Annotated in this window: 18 protein-coding genes; 13 read left to right on the forward strand and 5 right to left on the reverse strand. The window is 71.2% G+C overall.

The window, feature by feature from the left end; all coding sequences use genetic code 11:
* The first annotated feature begins 144 nt into the window (after positions 1–144).
* The 7 genes from ACP7TJ_RS17005 to ACP7TJ_RS17035 all read left to right on the forward strand — a co-directional run bounded on the left by ACP7TJ_RS17005 (position 145) and on the right by ACP7TJ_RS17035 (position 8,004).
* On the forward strand, positions 145–1,182 hold the full coding sequence (locus ACP7TJ_RS17005) for an undecaprenyl/decaprenyl-phosphate alpha-N-acetylglucosaminyl 1-phosphate transferase (RefSeq protein ID WP_427763711.1): 1,038 nt from the start codon (positions 145–147) through the stop codon (positions 1,180–1,182).
* Positions 1,183–1,275: 93 nt separating this feature from the next.
* Positions 1,276–3,120 carry a molecular chaperone DnaK gene (gene dnaK, locus ACP7TJ_RS17010; RefSeq protein ID WP_006134637.1) on the forward strand — a complete coding sequence of 615 codons (1,845 nt, stop codon included), beginning with the start codon at positions 1,276–1,278 and terminating at the stop codon, positions 3,118–3,120.
* Positions 3,117–3,788 (forward strand): nucleotide exchange factor GrpE, encoded by a 672-nt coding sequence (gene grpE, locus ACP7TJ_RS17015; RefSeq protein WP_093764448.1) that lies wholly within the window; start codon positions 3,117–3,119, stop codon positions 3,786–3,788. Before dnaK ends, grpE begins: the two co-directional genes overlap by 4 nt.
* Positions 3,789–3,824: 36 nt before the next feature.
* Positions 3,825–4,997: a molecular chaperone DnaJ gene (gene dnaJ, locus ACP7TJ_RS17020; protein WP_093764449.1), complete on the forward strand. Its 1,173-nt coding sequence runs from the start codon at positions 3,825–3,827 to the stop codon at positions 4,995–4,997.
* A gap of 4 nt (positions 4,998–5,001) precedes the next feature.
* Positions 5,002–5,454, forward strand: a complete 453-nt coding sequence (locus tag ACP7TJ_RS17025; RefSeq protein ID WP_006134641.1) for a heat shock protein transcriptional repressor HspR — start codon at positions 5,002–5,004, stop codon at positions 5,452–5,454.
* A 283-nt stretch (positions 5,455–5,737) separates the two neighbouring features.
* Complete coding sequence (locus ACP7TJ_RS17030; RefSeq protein WP_427763715.1) at positions 5,738–6,844, forward strand: sugar ABC transporter substrate-binding protein; 1,107 nt, start codon at positions 5,738–5,740, stop codon at positions 6,842–6,844.
* A gap of 128 nt (positions 6,845–6,972) precedes the next feature.
* The gene (locus ACP7TJ_RS17035; protein WP_093764451.1) at positions 6,973–8,004 is read left to right on the forward strand and encodes a helix-turn-helix transcriptional regulator; all 1,032 of its coding nucleotides are present in this window, start codon (positions 6,973–6,975) and stop codon (positions 8,002–8,004) included.
* Here ACP7TJ_RS17035 and ACP7TJ_RS17040 read toward each other — a convergent pair.
* Together ACP7TJ_RS17040 and ACP7TJ_RS17045 are read right to left on the reverse strand one after the other, a co-directional pair.
* Positions 7,967–8,965, reverse strand: a complete 999-nt coding sequence (locus tag ACP7TJ_RS17040; protein ID WP_093764452.1) for a helix-turn-helix domain-containing protein — start codon at positions 8,963–8,965, stop codon at positions 7,967–7,969. The two genes, ACP7TJ_RS17035 and ACP7TJ_RS17040, sit on opposite strands and share 38 nt — an antisense overlap.
* Positions 8,962–9,981, reverse strand: coding sequence for a helix-turn-helix domain-containing protein (locus ACP7TJ_RS17045; RefSeq protein WP_246532103.1), 1,020 nt, complete (start codon positions 9,979–9,981; stop codon positions 8,962–8,964). The genes ACP7TJ_RS17040 and ACP7TJ_RS17045 overlap by 4 nt, the downstream gene beginning before the upstream one ends.
* Positions 9,982–10,294: 313 nt before the next feature.
* On the opposite strand from ACP7TJ_RS17045, the gene ACP7TJ_RS17050 reads away from it, so the two are divergent.
* Positions 10,295–10,630, forward strand: coding sequence for a hypothetical protein (locus ACP7TJ_RS17050; protein ID WP_093764454.1), 336 nt, complete (start codon positions 10,295–10,297; stop codon positions 10,628–10,630).
* 189 nt (positions 10,631–10,819) lie between these two features.
* Here the strand turns inward: ACP7TJ_RS17050 and ACP7TJ_RS17055 are convergent, their stop codons facing one another.
* A complete protein-coding gene (locus tag ACP7TJ_RS17055) occupies positions 10,820–11,236 on the reverse strand; it encodes a pyridoxamine 5'-phosphate oxidase family protein (protein ID WP_093764455.1) in 417 nt (138 codons plus the stop codon).
* A gap of 132 nt (positions 11,237–11,368) precedes the next feature.
* Between ACP7TJ_RS17055 and clpB the strand changes: the two genes are divergently transcribed.
* The 3 genes from clpB to ACP7TJ_RS17070 all read left to right on the forward strand — a co-directional run bounded on the left by clpB (position 11,369) and on the right by ACP7TJ_RS17070 (position 15,444).
* Positions 11,369–13,966, forward strand: coding sequence for an ATP-dependent chaperone ClpB (gene clpB, locus ACP7TJ_RS17060; RefSeq protein WP_189911133.1), 2,598 nt, complete (start codon positions 11,369–11,371; stop codon positions 13,964–13,966).
* A 190-nt stretch (positions 13,967–14,156) separates the two neighbouring features.
* The gene (locus ACP7TJ_RS17065) at positions 14,157–14,687 is read left to right on the forward strand and encodes a YbjN domain-containing protein (RefSeq protein WP_048457056.1); all 531 of its coding nucleotides are present in this window, start codon (positions 14,157–14,159) and stop codon (positions 14,685–14,687) included.
* 148 nt (positions 14,688–14,835) lie between these two features.
* Positions 14,836–15,444, forward strand: coding sequence for a DUF1707 SHOCT-like domain-containing protein (locus ACP7TJ_RS17070; RefSeq protein WP_189911132.1), 609 nt, complete (start codon positions 14,836–14,838; stop codon positions 15,442–15,444).
* Here the strand turns inward: ACP7TJ_RS17070 and ACP7TJ_RS17075 are convergent.
* Positions 15,441–16,091 carry an SCO4225 family membrane protein gene (locus tag ACP7TJ_RS17075; RefSeq protein ID WP_367495625.1) on the reverse strand — a complete coding sequence of 217 codons (651 nt, stop codon included), beginning with the start codon at positions 16,089–16,091 and terminating at the stop codon, positions 15,441–15,443. The two genes, ACP7TJ_RS17070 and ACP7TJ_RS17075, sit on opposite strands and share 4 nt — an antisense overlap.
* 139 nt (positions 16,092–16,230) lie before the next feature.
* A complete protein-coding gene (locus ACP7TJ_RS17080; RefSeq protein WP_427763719.1) occupies positions 16,231–16,698 on the reverse strand; it encodes an ATP-binding protein in 468 nt (155 codons plus the stop codon).
* A gap of 154 nt (positions 16,699–16,852) precedes the next feature.
* Between ACP7TJ_RS17080 and ACP7TJ_RS17085 the strand changes: the two genes are divergently transcribed.
* Positions 16,853–17,767 (forward strand): helix-turn-helix domain-containing protein, encoded by a 915-nt coding sequence (locus ACP7TJ_RS17085; RefSeq protein WP_167741221.1) that lies wholly within the window; start codon positions 16,853–16,855, stop codon positions 17,765–17,767.
* Positions 17,730–17,855, forward strand: a complete 126-nt coding sequence (locus ACP7TJ_RS17090; protein WP_255303707.1) for a DUF397 domain-containing protein — start codon at positions 17,730–17,732, stop codon at positions 17,853–17,855. Before ACP7TJ_RS17085 ends, ACP7TJ_RS17090 begins: the two co-directional genes overlap by 38 nt.
* Positions 17,856–17,877 lie beyond the last annotated feature (22 nt).

Below are 17,877 nucleotides of genomic sequence, written 5' to 3' on the forward strand. Positions count from 1 at the left end.
CAGGCCGCACTGTAGCCGGGCGCGGGGTGATCTGAATCGCTGAGGGTTGCCTATGCGGGCGGCGTGTGGCACGCCCCGGATGGCGTCCGGGATCCGATCGTGTTATTCGCGCCAAATCGGTCGATACGCCCCTAACTTATATCCGTGCTCTACGGGATCGCCGCCGCCGCCGCCACACTGCTGCTCTCCGCCCTCCTCACCGGGGTGCTGCGGGTCCCCGCCCTGCGTCTCGGGATCACCGACCGCAGGCGGCGCCGGCCCCTGCCGCTGTCCGGGGGAACGGCCGTCGCGCTCGCCACCGTCCTGGTCGCGACAGGCGCCGACGCCGCCGGTCTGCTGCCCCTCGGCGCCGGGGTGGGCCGGATGGCCGTGGCCGCCGGCTGTGTCGCCCTGCTCGGGCTGGCCGCCGACCTCCGGCGGCTGCGGTGGTGGGTCACGCCGGCCGGTACGGCGGTCGCCGCGGCCTTCGTCGTGCCGTACGAGGAGACCGGCGTGGCCGCGGGGGTGGCGGCCGTGGGCTGGATCGTCGTCGCGACCGCCGCCTTCCGGGCGCTGGACCACGCCGACGGGCTGGCCGGCACGGTCGGCGCGGTGGGCGCGTTCGGGGCCGCCGCGTGCGCCACGGCCGAGCTGATGGACGGCCTGGCCGCGCTGCTGGGCGTGCTGGCCGCCGCCCTCGCCGGGTTCCTGCTGCACAACTGGTTCCCCGCACGGGCGGGCCTGGGGGCGGCCGGCGCGCTGTTCACCGGCTTCGTGCTGGCCTCGTCGGCGGTGTTCGTGCGGGCCGGGCAGGGAATCGGCGCGGGAGCGGCCGTGCTGTACGCGCTGGCGGCGATCGGGTGTGCGGACGCCGCCCTGGTGGTACTCGGGCGGCGGCTCGACCGCCGGGCGGTGACCCGTGGGCGCCCCGACCACCTCGGGCACCGGCTGCGGCGGCTGGGCCTCGCGCCCCGCGCGGTGCCCGTGCTGCTGGGCGCCGGGTCCGCGGGAGGGGCGCTGGTCGCGGTGTGCGTGCACACCGGCAGGCTGTCCCCGGGGGCGGCATGGTGGGTCGCGGCGGCCGCCGCGGTGCTCGTCCTGGTGCTGGTGCGGCGTCCCGTCACCCCTGTTTTCCGTCCGCGTCAACGTGTCGCCAGTGCGTCGTCGCAGGTCAGCGAGCGGTTGCGTGTAAGGAGCGGATAAGAGTTGAGCCTGCTCGACTCAGCTCTGTTGACCCGGCGGCGGCCGTCATGCATGCTTGAGTCTGTTCCACTCAAGTCAGCTGGAGGAATCGAAATGGCACGTGCGGTCGGCATCGACCTGGGCACGACTAACTCCGTCGTCAGCGTTCTGGAGGGCGGCGAGCCCACCGTCATCACCAACGCCGAGGGCGCCAGGACCACGCCTTCCGTCGTCGCCTTCGCCAAGAACGGTGAGGTGCTGGTCGGTGAGGTGGCCAAGCGCCAGGCCGTGACCAACGTCGACAGGACCATCCGGTCGGTCAAGCGCCACATGGGCACCGACTGGAAGATCAACCTGGACGGCAAGGACTTCAACCCGCAGCAGATCAGCGCCTTCGTGCTGCAGAAGCTGAAGCGGGACGCCGAGGCCTACCTGGGCGAGAAGGTGACCGACGCGGTCATCACCGTCCCGGCGTACTTCAACGACGCCGAGCGCCAGGCGACCAAGGAGGCCGGCGAGATCGCCGGTCTGAACGTGCTGCGCATCGTCAACGAGCCGACGGCCGCCGCCCTGGCGTACGGCCTCGACAAGGACGACCAGACGATCCTCGTCTTCGACCTCGGTGGCGGTACCTTCGACGTCTCCCTCCTGGAGATCGGCGACGGTGTCGTCGAGGTGAAGGCCACCAACGGTGACAACAACCTCGGTGGTGACGACTGGGACCAGCGCGTCGTCGACTACCTGGTCAAGCAGTTCCAGGCCGGTCACGGCGTGGACCTGGCCAAGGACAAGATGGCGCTTCAGCGTCTGCGCGAGGCCGCCGAGAAGGCGAAGATCGAGCTGTCCTCGTCCACCGAGACCTCGATCAACCTCCCCTACATCACCGCCTCCGCCGAGGGCCCCCTGCACCTCGACGAGAAGCTGACCCGCGCCCAGTTCCAGCAGCTGACCGCGGACCTGCTCGAGCGCTGCAAGACCCCGTTCAACAACGTGATCAAGGACGCCGGCATCTCCGTCAGCGAGATCGACCACGTCGTCCTGGTCGGCGGTTCGACCCGTATGCCCGCCGTCGCCGAACTGGTCAAGGACCTGACCGGCGGCAAGGAGGCCAACAAGGGCGTCAACCCGGACGAGGTCGTCTCCATCGGCGCCGCGCTCCAGGCCGGTGTCCTCAAGGGCGAGGTCAAGGACGTCCTCCTGCTCGACGTCACCCCGCTGTCCCTCGGCATCGAGACCAAGGGCGGCATCATGACCAAGCTGATCGAGCGCAACACCACGATCCCGACCAAGCGCTCCGAGATCTTCACGACGGCCGAGGACAACCAGCCGTCGGTGCAGATCCAGGTCTACCAGGGCGAGCGCGAGATCGCGGCCTACAACAAGAAGCTCGGCATGTTCGAGCTGACCGGTCTGCCGCCGGCGCCGCGTGGCGTCCCGCAGATCGAGGTCTCCTTCGACATCGACGCCAACGGCATCATGCACGTCACGGCGAAGGACCTCGGCACCGGCAAGGAGCAGAAGATGACCGTCACCGGCGGTTCGTCGCTCCCGAAGGACGAGGTCGAGCGGATGCGCCAGGAGGCCGAGAAGTACGCGGAGGAGGACCACGCCCGCCGCGAGGCCGCCGAGACCCGCAACCAGGGCGAGCAGCTCGTCTACCAGACCGAGAAGTTCCTCACGGACAACGCGGACAAGGTGCCCGGCGAGATCAAGACCGAGGTCGAGGCCGCCGTCGCCGAGCTGAAGGAGAAGCTCAAGGGCGAGGACACCGCCGAGATCCGCACGGCCACCGAGAAGGTCGCCGCCGTCTCGCAGAAGCTGGGCCAGGCGATGTACGCCGACGCCCAGGGCGCGCAGGCCGCGGGCGGCGCCTCCGCCGGCGCCGGTGAGGCCAAGGCCGACGACGACGTCGTCGACGCCGAGATCGTCGACGAGGACCGGAAGGACGGTGCGGCGTGACGGAAGAGACCCCGGGCTTCGACGAGCAGCAGCCCGATGTCCCTTCCGGCGCACCGTCCGACGACGCCGAGCCGCAGGCCGCCGCTCCCTCCCCGGAGGAAGAGGCGGCCCCGGCCGGGGACACCGAGCAGAACGCGGCTCTGGTGGCCCAGCTGGACCAGGCCCGCAGCGCGCTCAGCGAGCGCACGGGGGACCTCCAGCGCCTCCAGGCCGAGTTCCAGAACTACCGCCGCCGTGTCGAGCGGGACCGGGCAGCCGTGAAGGAGACCGCCGTGGCGAATCTCCTGACCGAACTGCTCCCGGTGCTCGACGACATCGGCCGGGCCCGTGAGCACGGCGAGCTGGTGGGCGGCTTCAAGTCGGTCGCCGAGTCGCTGGAGACCACGGCGGCCAAGCTGGGCCTCCAGCAGTTCGGCAAGGAGGGCGAGCCCTTCGACCCGACGATCCACGAGGCCCTGATGCACTCCTACGCGCCGGACGTCACCGAGACGACGTGCGTGGCGATTCTGCAGCCGGGGTACCGCATCGGCGAGCGCACCATCCGCCCCGCGCGGGTGGCCGTCGCCGAGCCGCAGCCCGGCGCGCAGACGGCCAAGCCGGCCGAGGAGGGCGCCGAGGCGCAGGCCGACGGGGAGAACAAGGAGAACGGTGGCCCGGAGGAGGGCTGACGTTACAGCTGACGCAGGGAAGGAGGGACGTCGGGGATGAGCACCAAGGACTTCATCGAGAAGGACTACTACAAGGTCCTCGGCGTCCCCAAGGACGCCACCGAGGCCGAGATCAAGAAGGCGTACCGGAAGCTCGCCCGCGAGTACCACCCGGACGCCAACAAGGGGAACGCCAAGGCGGAGGAGCGGTTCAAGGAGATCTCCGAGGCGAACGACGTCCTCGGCGACCCCAAGAAGCGCAAGGAGTACGACGAGGCGCGCGCCCTCTTCGGCAACGGAGGGTTCCGTCCGGGGCCGGGCGCGGGCGGCGGCACCTTCAACTTCGACCTCGGCGACCTCTTCGGGGGTCAGGCCGGCGGCCAGGCGGGCGGCTTCGGCGGCGGGCTCGGTGACGTCTTCGGGGGCCTGTTCAACCGGGGCGGCCCGGGGACCACACGGACCCAGCCGCGCCGGGGCCAGGACATCGAGTCCGAGGTGACGCTCAGCTTCACCGAGGCGATCGAGGGCGCGACCGTCCCGCTGCGGATGTCGTCGCAGTCGCCCTGCAAGGCCTGTTCGGGCACCGGCGACAAGAACGGCACACCGCGCGTGTGCCCGACCTGCGTCGGCACCGGACAGGTGGCGCGGGGCTCCGGCGGCGGCTTCTCGCTGACCGACCCCTGCCCGGACTGCAAGGGCCGCGGCCTGATCGCGGAGGAGCCCTGCGAGGTCTGCAAGGGCAGCGGGCGGGCCAAGTCCTCGCGGACGATGCAGGTGCGCATCCCCGCGGGGGTCAGCGACGGCCAGCGGATCCGGCTGCGCGGCAAGGGGGCGCCCGGCGAGCGGGGCGGCCCCGCGGGCGACCTGTATGTCGTCGTGCACGTCGGCGCCCACCCGGTGTTCGGCCGCAAGGACGACAACCTGACGGTCACGGTGCCGGTGACGTACCCCGAGGCGGCCCTCGGGGGCGAGATCCGGGTCCCGACGCTGGGCGGTCCGCCGGTCACGCTGAAGCTGCCGCCGGGCACGCCCAACGGGCGCACCCTGCGCGCCCGCGGCAAGGGAGCGGTCCGCAAGGACGGCACCCGCGGTGATCTGCTGGTCACCGTCGAGGTGAGTGTTCCCAAGGACCTGTCGGGGAAGGCTCGTGACGCCCTTGAGGCGTATCGCGAGGCAACCGCGGACCAGGATCCGCGGGCGGAGCTGTTCCAGGCCGCGAAGGGAGCTTGATGCGATGGACGGCCGTCGACGCAACCCGTACGAACTGACCCAGGACACCCCGGTCTACGTCATCTCGGTGGCGGCCCAGCTCTCCGGGCTGCACCCGCAGACGCTGCGTCAGTACGACCGTCTGGGACTCGTGTCGCCGGACCGTACGGCCGGCCGGGGCCGTCGCTACTCGGCCCGTGACATCGAACTGCTCCGTCAGGTGCAGCAGTTGTCGCAGGACGAGGGCATCAACCTGGCCGGAATCAAGCGCATCATCGAACTGGAGAACCAGGTCGCCGCCCTCCAGGCCCGTGTGGCCGAACTGGAGGACGCGCTCGACGGCGCGGCGGCGGCCATGCGTCAGCGCGAGGCCGCCGTGCACGCCTCGTACCGCCGTGACCTGGTGCCCTACCAGGAGGTGCAGCAGACCAGCGCGCTGGTGGTCTGGCGCCCCAAGCGCCAGCAGCAGTCCGACTGACGCGCGCGCGAGGCCGACTTCGCCGAGAAGGGGCCCGTGGGTTCGCCGAACCCTCGGGCCCCTTCTCTTATGCACGACCACACCTGTGGCTATGGTATGCCTGCGTGTCCAGGTGATCCTCGCGGTCCGTCCGCAGGACTTTCACGAGTTCAGCGCCCCGTGTCGTGTCCATCTCGTTAAGTGGCTGCCTCTTGACGCGATGGACGCCGAAGCGTTGGCTTTTCAGTCACATGGGCCGCAAAGCTGTGCCCACGTCCAAAACGCACCTGAAGTGAGCCCTCGCATGCGTCGTATCGCCATATCCGTGGCCGCCGTCTCCATGTCCGTCACGCTCGCAGGCTGCGGCATGCTCGACGCGACGGGCAGCAGCGACGACGCCAGCCCCGCCAAGGGCGACGACATCACGGTGGGCCTGCTCCTCCCGGAGAAGGCCAACACGCGCTACGAGCAGTTCGACTACCCCATCTTCAAGAAGAAGGTGGAGGCGCTCACGGACAACAAGGGCAAGGTCCAGTACGCCAACGCCGAGGCGGACGCCGACAAGCAGGCCTCCCAGATGCAGCGCATGATCGACAAGCAGGTCGACGTCATCGTGCTGGACGCGGTGGACTCGCACGGCATCGCGGAGAGCGTCACCAAGGCCAAGGAGGCCGGCATCCCGGTCATCGCCTACGACCGGCTCGCCGAGGGCCCGATCGACGCCTACATCTCCTTCGACAACGCCCTGGTCGGCGAGGTGCAGGGACGCTCCCTGCTGGAGGCGCTCGGCGGCGACCTGTCCATCACCGACAAGGTCGTGATGATGAACGGCTCGTCCACCGACCCCAACGCCAAGCAGTTCAAGGCCGGCGCGCTGTCCGAGCTCAAGGGCAAGGTCACCATCGCCAAGTCCTTCGACACCAAGGACTGGGACCCCAAGAACGCCGAGAAGAACATGGCCGAGGCGATCGGCGAGATCGGTGTGGAGAACATCGAGGGCGTCTACTCCGCCAACGACGGCATGGCGGGCGGCATCGTCAAGGCGCTGCGCGCCGCCGGCGTCACCAAGCTGCCGCCCATCACCGGCCAGGACGCGGAACTCGCCGCCGTGCAGCGCATCGTGACCGGTGAGCAGTACATGAGCGTCTACAAGTCCTACCCCGAAGAGGCCGAGAACGCCGCGGAGATGGCCGTGGCGAAGGTCCAGGGCCGGGACATCCAGTTCGACGCGCTCACCCGCGACCGCGTCGACAGCCCCACCGACCAGGACATCCCGGCGCAGCTGGTGCCGGTGGTCGCGCTGACCCAGGACAACCTCGAGGACACCGTCCTCGCCGACGGCTTCTACGAGGTGTCCGACATCTGCACCGGCGAGTTCAAGGACGCGTGCGCGGAGATCGGGCTCAAGTAACCCCCGTACGAATCCGGCCACCGGCCGGTCCCCGGCCCGGCACGGCGGCCTGTCCCGTGTTGCACAGCAGGTTCCGGCCGCGCATAGTTGCGCTGCGGAAAGACGCTGAACCGGGGGTGGGATGGGCGATGGCCGGGCACGGGGCCGACGAGCATCCGCACGGTGCTGACCGACTGTGCGAGGCCGGGGACCGCGTGTACTCCCGGGCCGTACGGCGCGGACGGCTGCCGCGCCGGGAGGCCGAGCGGGTGCCCTGCCTGCTGGAGCTGGCCCTGCTGCACCCCGACCCGGACGACATGGACTGGCTGGTCCCCACCTCCCCGCAGGAGGTCATGACCCGGCTGCTGCGCGGCATGTACGACGAGGTGAGGGCGAGTCAGCGCCGGGTCGGCTCGGCGGTCGCCGCCTTCGAGTGGTACGCCGGTCTCGGCCGCCAGGTGCCGGCCGCGGGCGGATCGTCGGAGGGCCCCGCGATCCGTGTGCTGGACGGGCTGGCCCGTATCCAGGCCGCGATGGACGAGGCGACGCAGGCGTGCACCACCGAGGTGCTCACCGTCCAGCCCGGCGGCATCCGGCGTGAGGCGGAGCTGTCGGAGGGCCTGCACCGGGCGATGGCGCTGCGCGGGCGGGGCGTGCGGATGCGGGACCTGTACACCCATGTCGCCCGGCACGGGCACGGGCTGCTCAGCTATCTGGAGCTGATGGGCGACGCGGTGGAGGCGCGCACGCTGGACGAGGTCATCGAGCGGCTCATCCTCTTCGACCGCACGGTCGCCTTCATCCCCGCCAACGCCGAGCGCACGATGGCGCTGGAGCTGCGCCATCCGGCGCTGGTGGAGTATCTGGGCACCGTCTTCGAGCGGCTGTGGCGGCTCGCCATCCCGCTGACCGCGCCGCTCCCCGACACGGGCATCGAGGGCATCTCGCACCGCGAGCAGTCCATCGCCGCGCTCCTCGCGGAGGGCCACCAGGACGCGGTCATCGCCGAACGCCTCGGCATCAGCGTCCGCACCTGCCGGGCGCACATCGCCCGCCTCTCGGAGACGCTGGGGGCCGCGAGCCGCACGCAGTTGGGGGTGCGGATCGCACAGGCGGGTCTGGACAAGCCCCGGGGCCCCGCGGTCACTCTGTCCGGTCGAGAATCCCGGACTGCCCGATGAGGTAGCCGAGCTGGGCCCGGCTCTGGCTGCCCAGGGTGGCGGCGAGCTTGGCGATGTGGACGCGCGCGGTGCGGATGTTCATGCCCAGCCGGTCGGCGATGACGGCGTCGGTGTGCCCCTCGACCAGCAGCCGCGCGATGGCCCGCTGCCGGGCCGTGACACCGCCCAGGGAGGGCGGCTGGACGGTCTGGGGGTGCATGGGGGTGGCGAGGCGCCAGAAGCGGTCGAACATGTTCACCAGGTAGTCGACGACCGCCGGGTGCCGGATCTCCAGCGCGATGTCGGAGTGCCCCTCGTCGTCACCGGGGATGAAGGCGACCGTCCGGTCCACGATGATCATGCGGCCGGTGACCTCGTCCATGGTGCGGGCCTGGGCGTCGCCCCTCAGCCGCTCGTACCGGGCGACGACCAGGGGGATGTGCCGCTGCGTGTGCGGGTAGATCACCCGGATCCTGCCGCCGCGGTCGAGGAACTGCTGGTCGCGGACCATGGCCGCGGCCTGGGCCGTCCTCGCGTACTCGGACGTCTGGTAGTGGTTCGGCGGCTGGACGCAGAGGACTTCCCGGGTGCCTTCCGCCAGCGCCTGCGCGATGGCGCCGTTGATCCGGTCCAGGCCGCTGAGCAGCGAGAGCATGGGCGTGCTCGCCTCGCCGTGCGGCCCGTCACCGGTGCGCATGAGCGCGTGGAAGGTCTCGGCCAGCCATTCCTCGCGGCGCCGTTCCGCCGCGATGCGCTCCCCGGAGCGGCGCAGCAGCCGTTGCAGGGCGACCGCCGGGGGCAGCGGCTCCAGGGTGTCCCGGTCGTCCACGGCGGGCCGCAGCAGGCCCAGGTCGACCGCGCAGGGGGCCGCCTGGGCCTCGCCCGCGTCCAGCCGGCCCTCACGCAGGGCCCGCTCGTACAGCCCGGTCCCCTCCGGGCACAGCTCGTCCGCTCCGTGCTCCGCGTGCGGCGCGCCGGTCACCGGGGGCCGCCGTCCTCGTCGAGGATCCCGGACTGGGCGATGAGGTAGCCCAGCTGGGCCCGGCTGCCGCTGCCCAGGGTGGCGGCCAGCTTGGCTATGTGGGCCCGGCAGGTGCGGACGTTCATGCCGAGCCGGCGGGCGATGGCCTCGTCCACGTGGCCCTCCACGAGGAGCTTGGCGATGGAGTGCTGCACCTCCGTGAGACCGTCCGGCGCCGGCTCGTAGGGGGCGCCCGCGTCGAGCGAGACCGCTCGGGTCCACATGAACTCGAAGACCTTGATGAGGTAGCGCACCAGGCCCGGGTGGCGCAGCTCCAGGGCCACCTGCCGGTCCTCGCGGATGGGGATGAAGGCGACGGTCTCGTCGCAGATGATCAGCCGCTCCACCAGTTCGTCGATGGTGCGGTACTCCACCTTCGCGGTGTCGAACCGCGCCACGTAGGCGAGCGTCTCGGGGCTGTGCCGGGCGGTGTGCTGGTAAAGGGTCCGGATGCGCACCCCCCGCTCGGTCATCTGCCGGTCGCGCTCCAGCGCCTGGGCCAGGGTGTGCTCCAGGCGGCGGCCGCCGGGCTGCACGGTCAGCATCTCGGAGCGGCACTGGGAGGTGGCCAGGTCGAGAGCGGCGTTGATCCGGTCGAACCCCTCCAGCACGGTCATCGACTCGGTGCTCATGGTCGCCTGGGCGCTGAGGGCCATGAACGGCTCGAACGCGTCGGCGAGTTCGATCGACATCCGCCGGCGTTCCGTGATTTCCCGCTCCAGGGGATTGAGCCGCTGGGCGAGTGCCACGGCCGGCGACACCGGCCGCAGCCAGTTCGGGTCGTCCGGATCGGGGTGCAGCAGGGCCAGTTCCATGAGGCAGGGAGCGGGTTCCACGTCCGCGCGCGGGATGCGGCCCGCGCGGAGGGCGTCGCCGTACAACCTGCTCCCGGCCTCGCACAATTCGGTCACCGCATGGGGATGTGCGCCGTTGGTCCGATTTGTAGTCAAATCTCCACCCCCCAGGGTCCTGAACATGCAGGAACATGATGCACCGATTGTGTGGCCATGACGTGCCCGAATGAGCCATCGTCTTATGTGACGGGGGAAGGGTGACTTTCGAGTGAGGACGAAGCCGACCATGCACAAGAGAACGCTTCGCTCGGTACTTGTCGCCGCCTTCTCCGCCGTCATGGCCTTCGGAGTGCTGAGTGGCCTGGCCGGCGCGGAGGGTGACGTCCGGGCTGACAGCAGCTGGGGAGCGATCGCGACGGGGACGGCCCTGCCCCCGGACAGCAGCTGGGGTCCTGTGGCTCCCCGCACCACTGACGACAGCAGTTGGGGCTGAGAGATGACCACGCCACCCGACGATCGTTCCTTCCGGCGCGAGATGGCGACCGCCTACCGGTCCGGATGGCACTTCATCGACCTGGTCACCGCCATCCCCCACAGCGGTGACTCGTTGATGGTGACCGTCTTCGGTGAGCCCGTGGTCGTCACCCGCGAGGAGGACGACGACGTGCGGGCGTACCGGTGCCTGCGCCGGCCCAGGGGAGCGCCGAAGCCCGTCCGGTGTGCCATCCGGTACGGCATGATCTTTGTGAACCTGGACCAGCGGGACCACCGGCAGGTGGAGCCCGACTCCCAGCCCCCCCGGACCATCTCGGCCACCCCCCGCAGTGCCTGACGCGATTCCCCCGTCGTAAAAGATCGCGCAGGTGCTTCCCCCCGCAGCGGCGTCACCGTGACCTGAACACGGTGACGCCGCTGCAGCTTTGGGGGACATTTCCGGGTATCGGCGGGATCGGGTGATGGCCGGAAGCCGTCGCTGCGCGGTGCGCGTCAAGGCGCCCTCAGGCGCCCTCAGGCACACGTGTCAGCCGCGCCCCATCGCCCGCGTGAGCGCGATCTCGATGACCACCCGGTCCGGGTTGGGCCCCGGCGTCCGCCCGTACCGCTCCGCGTACCGCCGCACCGCGTCCTGGACGCGCTCCGGCTCCGTGCGCACCCGCGCGCGTCCCTCCAGCGTCGCCCACCGTCTGCCGTCCACCTGGCAGACCGCGACGGGCGCGCCCTCGTCCCCCGCCGCCCGGATGTGGCGGACCTTCGCGCTGGTCCGGTTGGTGATCACCCGGGCGAGCAGCTGTTCCGGGTCGTAGGTGACCCCGACGGGTACCAGATGCGGCGTGCCGTCCGGACGGAGCGTGGTCAGCGTGCACAGGTGCCGCTCGCGCCAGAAGCTGAGATACGAAGCGTCCGGATCGCCCGGATCCACCGAATACGTGAGGGTCATGCCCCGGAACTTAGCCCTGGGACACTCGCGGGAAGCACCTTGAGTGGAATAGACTCAAGTTTGTGGACGTTGGCAGAGTCAGCCACGAACACGCCGAGGGTCACGAAGGGCACCAAGGAGGAGAACGGACACGTGGACGCCGAGCTGACCAACCGGAGCCGGGACGCACTGGCCGCCGCCGGCAACCGGGCCGTGACCGAGGGGCACCCCGACCTCACCCCCGCGCACCTGCTGCTTGCCCTGCTCGCCGGGCAGGAGAACGAGAACATCACGGACCTGCTCGCCGCGGTCGACGCCGACCAGGCCGCCGTACGCGCCGGGGCCGAGCGCGTCCTCGCCGGGCTGCCCAGCGTCACCGGATCCACGGTGGCGCCGCCCCAGCCGAGCCGTGAGCTGCTCGCCGTCGTCGCGGACGCCCAGTCCCGCGCCCAGGACCTCGGCGACGAGTACCTGTCCACCGAACACCTGCTGATCGGCATCGCCGCCAAGGGCGGGGCCACCGGGGAGGTACTGTCCCGGCAGGGCGCCACCGCGGACAAGCTGCAGGAGGCCTTCCAGAAGGCGAGGGGAGCGCGCCGGGTGACCACTCCCGACCCGGAGGGCCAGTACAAGGCCCTCGAGAAGTTCGGCACCGACCTGACCGCCGCCGCCCGCGAGGGCAGGCTGGACCCCGTCATCGGACGGGACCAGGAGATCCGGCGGGTGGTGCAGGTGCTGAGCCGCCGTACCAAGAACAACCCCGTGCTGATCGGTGAGCCGGGCGTCGGCAAGACCGCCGTCGTCGAGGGCCTCGCCCAGCGGATCGTCAAGGGCGACGTGCCCGAGTCGCTGAAGAACAAGCGGCTGGTCGCGCTCGACCTGGGCGCGATGGTCGCGGGCGCCAAGTACCGCGGCGAGTTCGAGGAGCGGCTGAAGACCGTGCTCGCGGAGATCAAGGATTCCGACGGGCAGATCATCACGTTCATCGACGAGCTGCACACCGTCGTGGGCGCGGGCGCCGGCGGCGACTCCGCCATGGACGCCGGCAACATGCTGAAGCCGATGCTCGCCCGCGGCGAGCTGCGCATGGTCGGCGCGACCACGCTGGACGAGTACCGCGAGCGGATCGAGAAGGACCCGGCGCTGGAGCGGCGCTTCCAGCAGGTGCTGGTCGCCGAGCCGTCCGTCGAGGACTCCATCGCGATCCTGCGCGGCCTCAAGGGCCGTTACGAGGCGCACCACAAGGTGCAGATCGCCGACAGCGCCCTGGTCGCCGCGGCCACCCTCTCCGACCGGTACATCACCTCCCGCTTCCTGCCGGACAAGGCCATCGACCTGGTCGACGAGGCCGCCTCCCGGCTGCGCATGGAGATCGACTCCTCGCCCGTCGAGATCGACGAGCTCCAGCGCGCCGTGGACCGGCTGCGGATGGAGGAGCTGGCGCTGAGCAAGGAGACGGACCAGGCGTCCAAGGAGCGTCTGGAGAAGCTGCGCCGCGACCTCGCCGACAAGGAGGAGGAGCTGCGCGGCCTCACCGCCCGCTGGGAGAAGGAGAAGCAGTCCCTCAACCGCGTCGGTGAGCTGAAGGAGAAGCTGGACGAGCTGCGCGGCCAGGCCGAACGCGCCCAGCGCGACGGCGACTTCGACACCGCGTCCAAGCTGCTCTACGGCGAGATCCCGGCCGTCGAACGCGACCTGGAGGCCGCCTCCGAGGCCGAGGAAGAGGTCGCCAAGGACACCATGGTCAAGGAGGAGGTCGGCGCCGACGACATCGCCGACGTCGTCGCCTCCTGGACCGGTATCCCGGCCGGCCGTCTGATGGAGGGCGAGACGCAGAAGCTGCTGCGCATGGAGGACGAGATCGGCAAGCGGCTGATCGGGCAGACCGAGGCCGTGCGCGCCGTCTCCGACGCCGTGCGGCGCTCGCGGGCCGGGGTGTCCGACCCGGACCGGCCCACCGGCTCCTTCCTGTTCCTCGGCCCGACCGGTGTCGGCAAGACCGAGCTGGCCAAGGCGCTCGCGGACTTCCTCTTCGACGACGAGCGGGCGATGGTCCGCATCGACATGTCGGAGTACAGCGAGAAGCACAGCGTCGCCCGGCTGGTCGGCGCGCCCCCCGGCTACGTCGGCTACGAGGAGGGCGGCCAGCTCACCGAGGCGGTGCGGCGCCGGCCGTACAGCGTGGTGCTGCTCGACGAGGTGGAGAAGGCGCACCCGGAGGTCTTCGACATCCTGCTCCAGGTGCTCGACGACGGCCGTCTCACCGACGGCCAGGGCCGCACGGTGGACTTCCGCAACACCATCCTGGTGCTGACGTCCAACCTGGGCAGCCAGTACCTGGTCGACCCGCTCAGCTCCGAGGAGGAGAAGCGGGAGCAGGTGCTGGAGGTGGTCCGGGCGTCGTTCAAGCCGGAGTTCCTCAACCGCCTGGACGACCTGGTCGTCTTCTCCGCGCTCACCAAGGCCGAGCTGGAGCGGATCGCAGCGCTCCAGATCAAGGCGCTCGGCCGGCGGCTCGCCGAGCGGCGGCTCGCCCTGGACATCACGCCCGAGGCGCTTCAGTGGCTGGCCGAGGAGGGCCTGGACCCGGCGTACGGCGCGCGGCCGCTGCGCCGCCTGGTGCAGACCTCGATCGGCGACCGGCTCGCCAAGGAGATCCTGTCCGGCGAGATCAAGGACGGCGACACGGTCCGGGTGGACCGGGTCGGCGACGGGCTGATCGTCGGCCCCGCCACGGGCAAGACACTCTGAGTTCCGGTTCCGGTTCCCGGGCCCGGCGTGACGTGCGGATCTTCCGCGCGCACGTTGGGCCCGGAGCCTTTACGGGTACCCAGGACCTGACCGGATCGAGTCAGCCCTCGGCTGACAGGCCCGTCGGGGCTTGCCACCCCCCTCCCCGCATGGGGGAGGATGGCGGGATCCGTACGAAGGGAAATTCACGGTGACCATCGACCCGTCCTCGATTCCGAATTTCGGGGGCCAGCAGCCCGAGCCGCAGCCCCAAGGACCGGCGGGCCCCGTCGTCCCGGATCAGGACCTCGTGAAGCAGCTCCTCGACCAGATGGAGCTCAAGTACGTCGTCGACGACGAGGGTGACCTCGCGGCGCCGTGGGAGCAGTTCCGCACGTACTTCATGTTCCGTGGGGAAGGCGACCAGCAGATCTTCTCCGTCCGGACGTTCTACGACCGGCCGCACCAGATCGACGAGAAGCCCCAGCTGCTCGAGTCCGTCGACGACTGGAACCGGCGCACGCTGTGGCCCAAGGTGTACACGCACACCCATGACGACGGCACGGTCCGTCTCATCGGTGAGGCGCAGATGCTGATCGGCATGGGCGTCAGCCTCGAGCACTTCGTCTCCTCGACGGTCAGCTGGGTGCGGGCCGCCATCGAGTTCGACAAGTGGCTCGTCGAGCAGCTCGGCCTGGAGCAGGAGATCAACGACGCGGACAAGCCCGACGACGACGCGTAGGCGTCCTCGCGCGCGAGCGGCGGCGCCGGCCGGGCGCACGCCGTAAGGGAGCCCAGCCCGGCCCGGAGGCCGGCCCGTGCGGCCGGTCGCGGGGCCGGGCTCTCTCATGTCCGCCTCCGCCCCGCCGGGCCCGCCTATTCTTGGGGACATGACAGCCGAGCCGGCCCCCCGTGACGACGACCGAGGCGGCCTGCGCGCCTCCCACGACGACCGCGAGGCGGTGGTGGAGCAGCTGCGCGACGCGGCCGCCGAGGGGCGCATCGACCTCGACGAGCTGGACGAGCGGCTGGAGCGGGCGCTGACCGCGAAGACCTACGCCGAGCTGGACGCCCTCACCGCGGACCTGCCGAGGCCGCCGGCGCCCGCCGACCTGCCGTCGCTGGAGGTCAAGGGCGGCCTCCAGGGAGCGTCCCGCGGCCCCGGCCGCTGGGACGTCCCCGCGCATGTGATCGCCCGCGGCGGGCTGGGCGGCGTGAAGCTCGACTTCAGCCGCGCCGAGTGCCGGCTGCCCGAGGTCACCGTGGAGGCGTACGGCGAGGCGGCCGGCGTCACGCTCGTCGTCCCCGACGGCTGGGCGGCCGACACCGGCGCCCTGGACCCCGGCATCGGCGGCCTGAAGGACACCACCACCCCCGACCGCCTCCCGGGCACCCCCCTGATCCGCGTCACCGGCTCGGGCGGCATGGCGGGCGTGGTCGTCCGCCACCCGAACCGCTGGGAGCGGCGGAGGCTGGCGAACGACCGGGCACGCGGCTAGCCGCGGCTCGGCGGGCCCCCGATCCTGCGGGCGAGGCGTCCGATGAGCACGGCGTTGACCAGCCCGGCCAGGGCCACGCCGACGGAGAAGACCAGCGTGCCCAGCCAGGGGAGCGAGTACTCGGCGGGCGCCGACACCGCCACGGCGAGGAAGCTGAGCGGTGCCGCCGCGATGAGGGGCCAGATGCCCGCGAACCCGGGGTCCGGCGACAGCAGCACGGCGTACAGGAAGGTGCCCAGGGCCGCCGCGACCACGGCGACGTAGGCCCGTGCGGGCCAGTTGTCGACGGCGGCCGCGAGCAGCGTCCGCCGCGGGCGCGCCGCGGGCGCCCGGTCCGGCCTGCGGGCGAGCGCGCCGAACGCGGCGGCGTTCACCAGGGCACACAGCAGCAGCCACCCGCCGTACAGCACGGCCGCCGCCACCTCGGCCGCCCCGCCCCCCGCCGTACCGGCCCCGAAGGGCAGGACCACGGGCAGGAAGGAGAGCGGCGCGGTGAGCAGCGCCGGCGCCATGGCGTACGGACTGTCCGGGGCGAGGAAGAGCACCACGACGCCGAGGGCGACGAGGCCGAGGTAGGCACGGGCGGGCAGGCTGTCCGTGGCGAGGGCGAGGAGCCGCCGCGGGCGGAAGCGGGCAGAGGTCGGCATGGGAGGCCCTTCGAGCCGGTACGGATCGGTGATCACCAGAGTGACCGGCAGGGCCGTGCCCCGGCATGAGTACCGGTACTCACCGCCGGCGCGACGGCACTCACCCGCACCTCCGGCCGGTCGTGTGCGCCGGGCTCTCTCACACCCCCTCCCGCAGTGTCCCGGGGCCGCCCAGGGCGCACTCCGCCCATACCGTCTTGCCCACGGGCTCCCGGGGTTCCCAGCCCCAGCGCTCGGCCAGGACGTCCACCAGCAGCAGACCCCGGCCGGACTCTCCCTCGGGCGGCACCACGGGGGTGGCCAGGGGAGGCCGCTTGTCCGCGGCGGCGTCCGCGACCTCGGCGCGGACCAGGCCCGCCGTCTCGTCGAGCACGAGCCGCAGACCGAAGTCCCGGCCGGGGACACGGCCGTGGCACACGGCGTTCGCCGCCAGCTCCCCGACGACGAGGGCGAGCGTGCACGACACGTCCGACGCCGGTGGGTGCCCCCACCCTTCCAGGCTCCGGACGGCGAACCGCCGGGCGAGCCGCGCGCCGTGGGGCGAGGAGGGGAACTGTGCGGTGGCCGTCGGCAGTTCCCGGTCCTGGGCGATCGTTCCTGTGAGCACGGCGTGTTCCGTCCTTCTCCGTAAGCGTTCTGTCACGTTCCGTGGTCAGGATTCGTCATTCCGGCCTACGCTCGACAGGGGGAGCAGGCTTACCTTTCAGGCCATAAGGAACGGAAGTGACGCTTTGGCCAACGGAATTGACCCCAGTGCGTCGATGGCCGCGCTGTTCGGCGCGCGGGTGCGGAGACTGCGGACGGCGGCCGGGCTCACCCAGGCCGAACTCGGCGCGCTGGTCCACGTGGTGAGCACCCGGATCACGCAGATCGAGCGGGCGTCGGGGGCGAAGCCGACGCTGGAACTGGCCCGGGCGCTGGATGCGGCGCTCGGTGCGGACGATCTCCTCGTGGAGCTGTGGCCGTACGTGTACCGGGAGGCCTTTCCGGACTGGTCGCGGACGTTCATGGAGTACTCGGAGCGGGCGGTGGCCATTCGTCAGTACGCGGCCCATGTGGTGCCGGGTCTGTTGCAGACGGAGGACTACGCGCGGGCTGTGCTCAAAGTCGGCCGAACGCTCAGCAGCGAGGACCAGTTGAGGGAGCGGGTCGCCCTCCGTATGGGACGACAGGAACGCCTCAGCACACCGGACCGGCCGGAGCTGTGGGTCGTGCTCGACGAGGCGGTGCTCCGGCGCCCGGTCGGCGGGCTGCCGGTCATGCGCGACCAGTTGACGCGGTTGCTCGCTGCGGGGACCGAACCTCACATCACCGTGCAGGTGCTGCCGTTCGACCAGGGGGAGCACGAAGTCATGGGCGGCTCGTTGACGGTCCTCACCATGCCGGACGGCAGTGAGGTCGCCTACACGGAAGGCGCGCACCACGGCCAACTCGTCGAAGAACCGGACGAGGTCGCGAGTCTCGCGCTGACCTACGATCGGCTGCGGGCGGCAGCTCTGCCCCCGCTCATGTCGCTCGACATGATCCGATCCGTGAGGGAGGACAACCACCGTGGAGCGAACGTCCCGTCCCGATCTGAGCGTCGCCGTGTGGCGCAAGAGCAGCTACAGCAATCAGGAAGGGGGCGACTGCGTGGAGGTGGCCGACGGCCTCCCCGGCCTCGTCCCCGTCCGTGACAGCAAGGCCCCGCAAGGGGACACCCTCTGCTTCCCGGCCGCCTCCTGGACCGCCTTCATAGGCGACCTGAAGTCCCGCCGTCCCTGAGCGGAGCGGCCCACCGGTTCCT

It is taken from the genome of Streptomyces sp. DSM 41931 (assembly GCF_050271085.1).
Lineage (GTDB): Bacteria > Actinomycetota > Actinomycetes > Streptomycetales > Streptomycetaceae > Streptomyces > Streptomyces albogriseolus.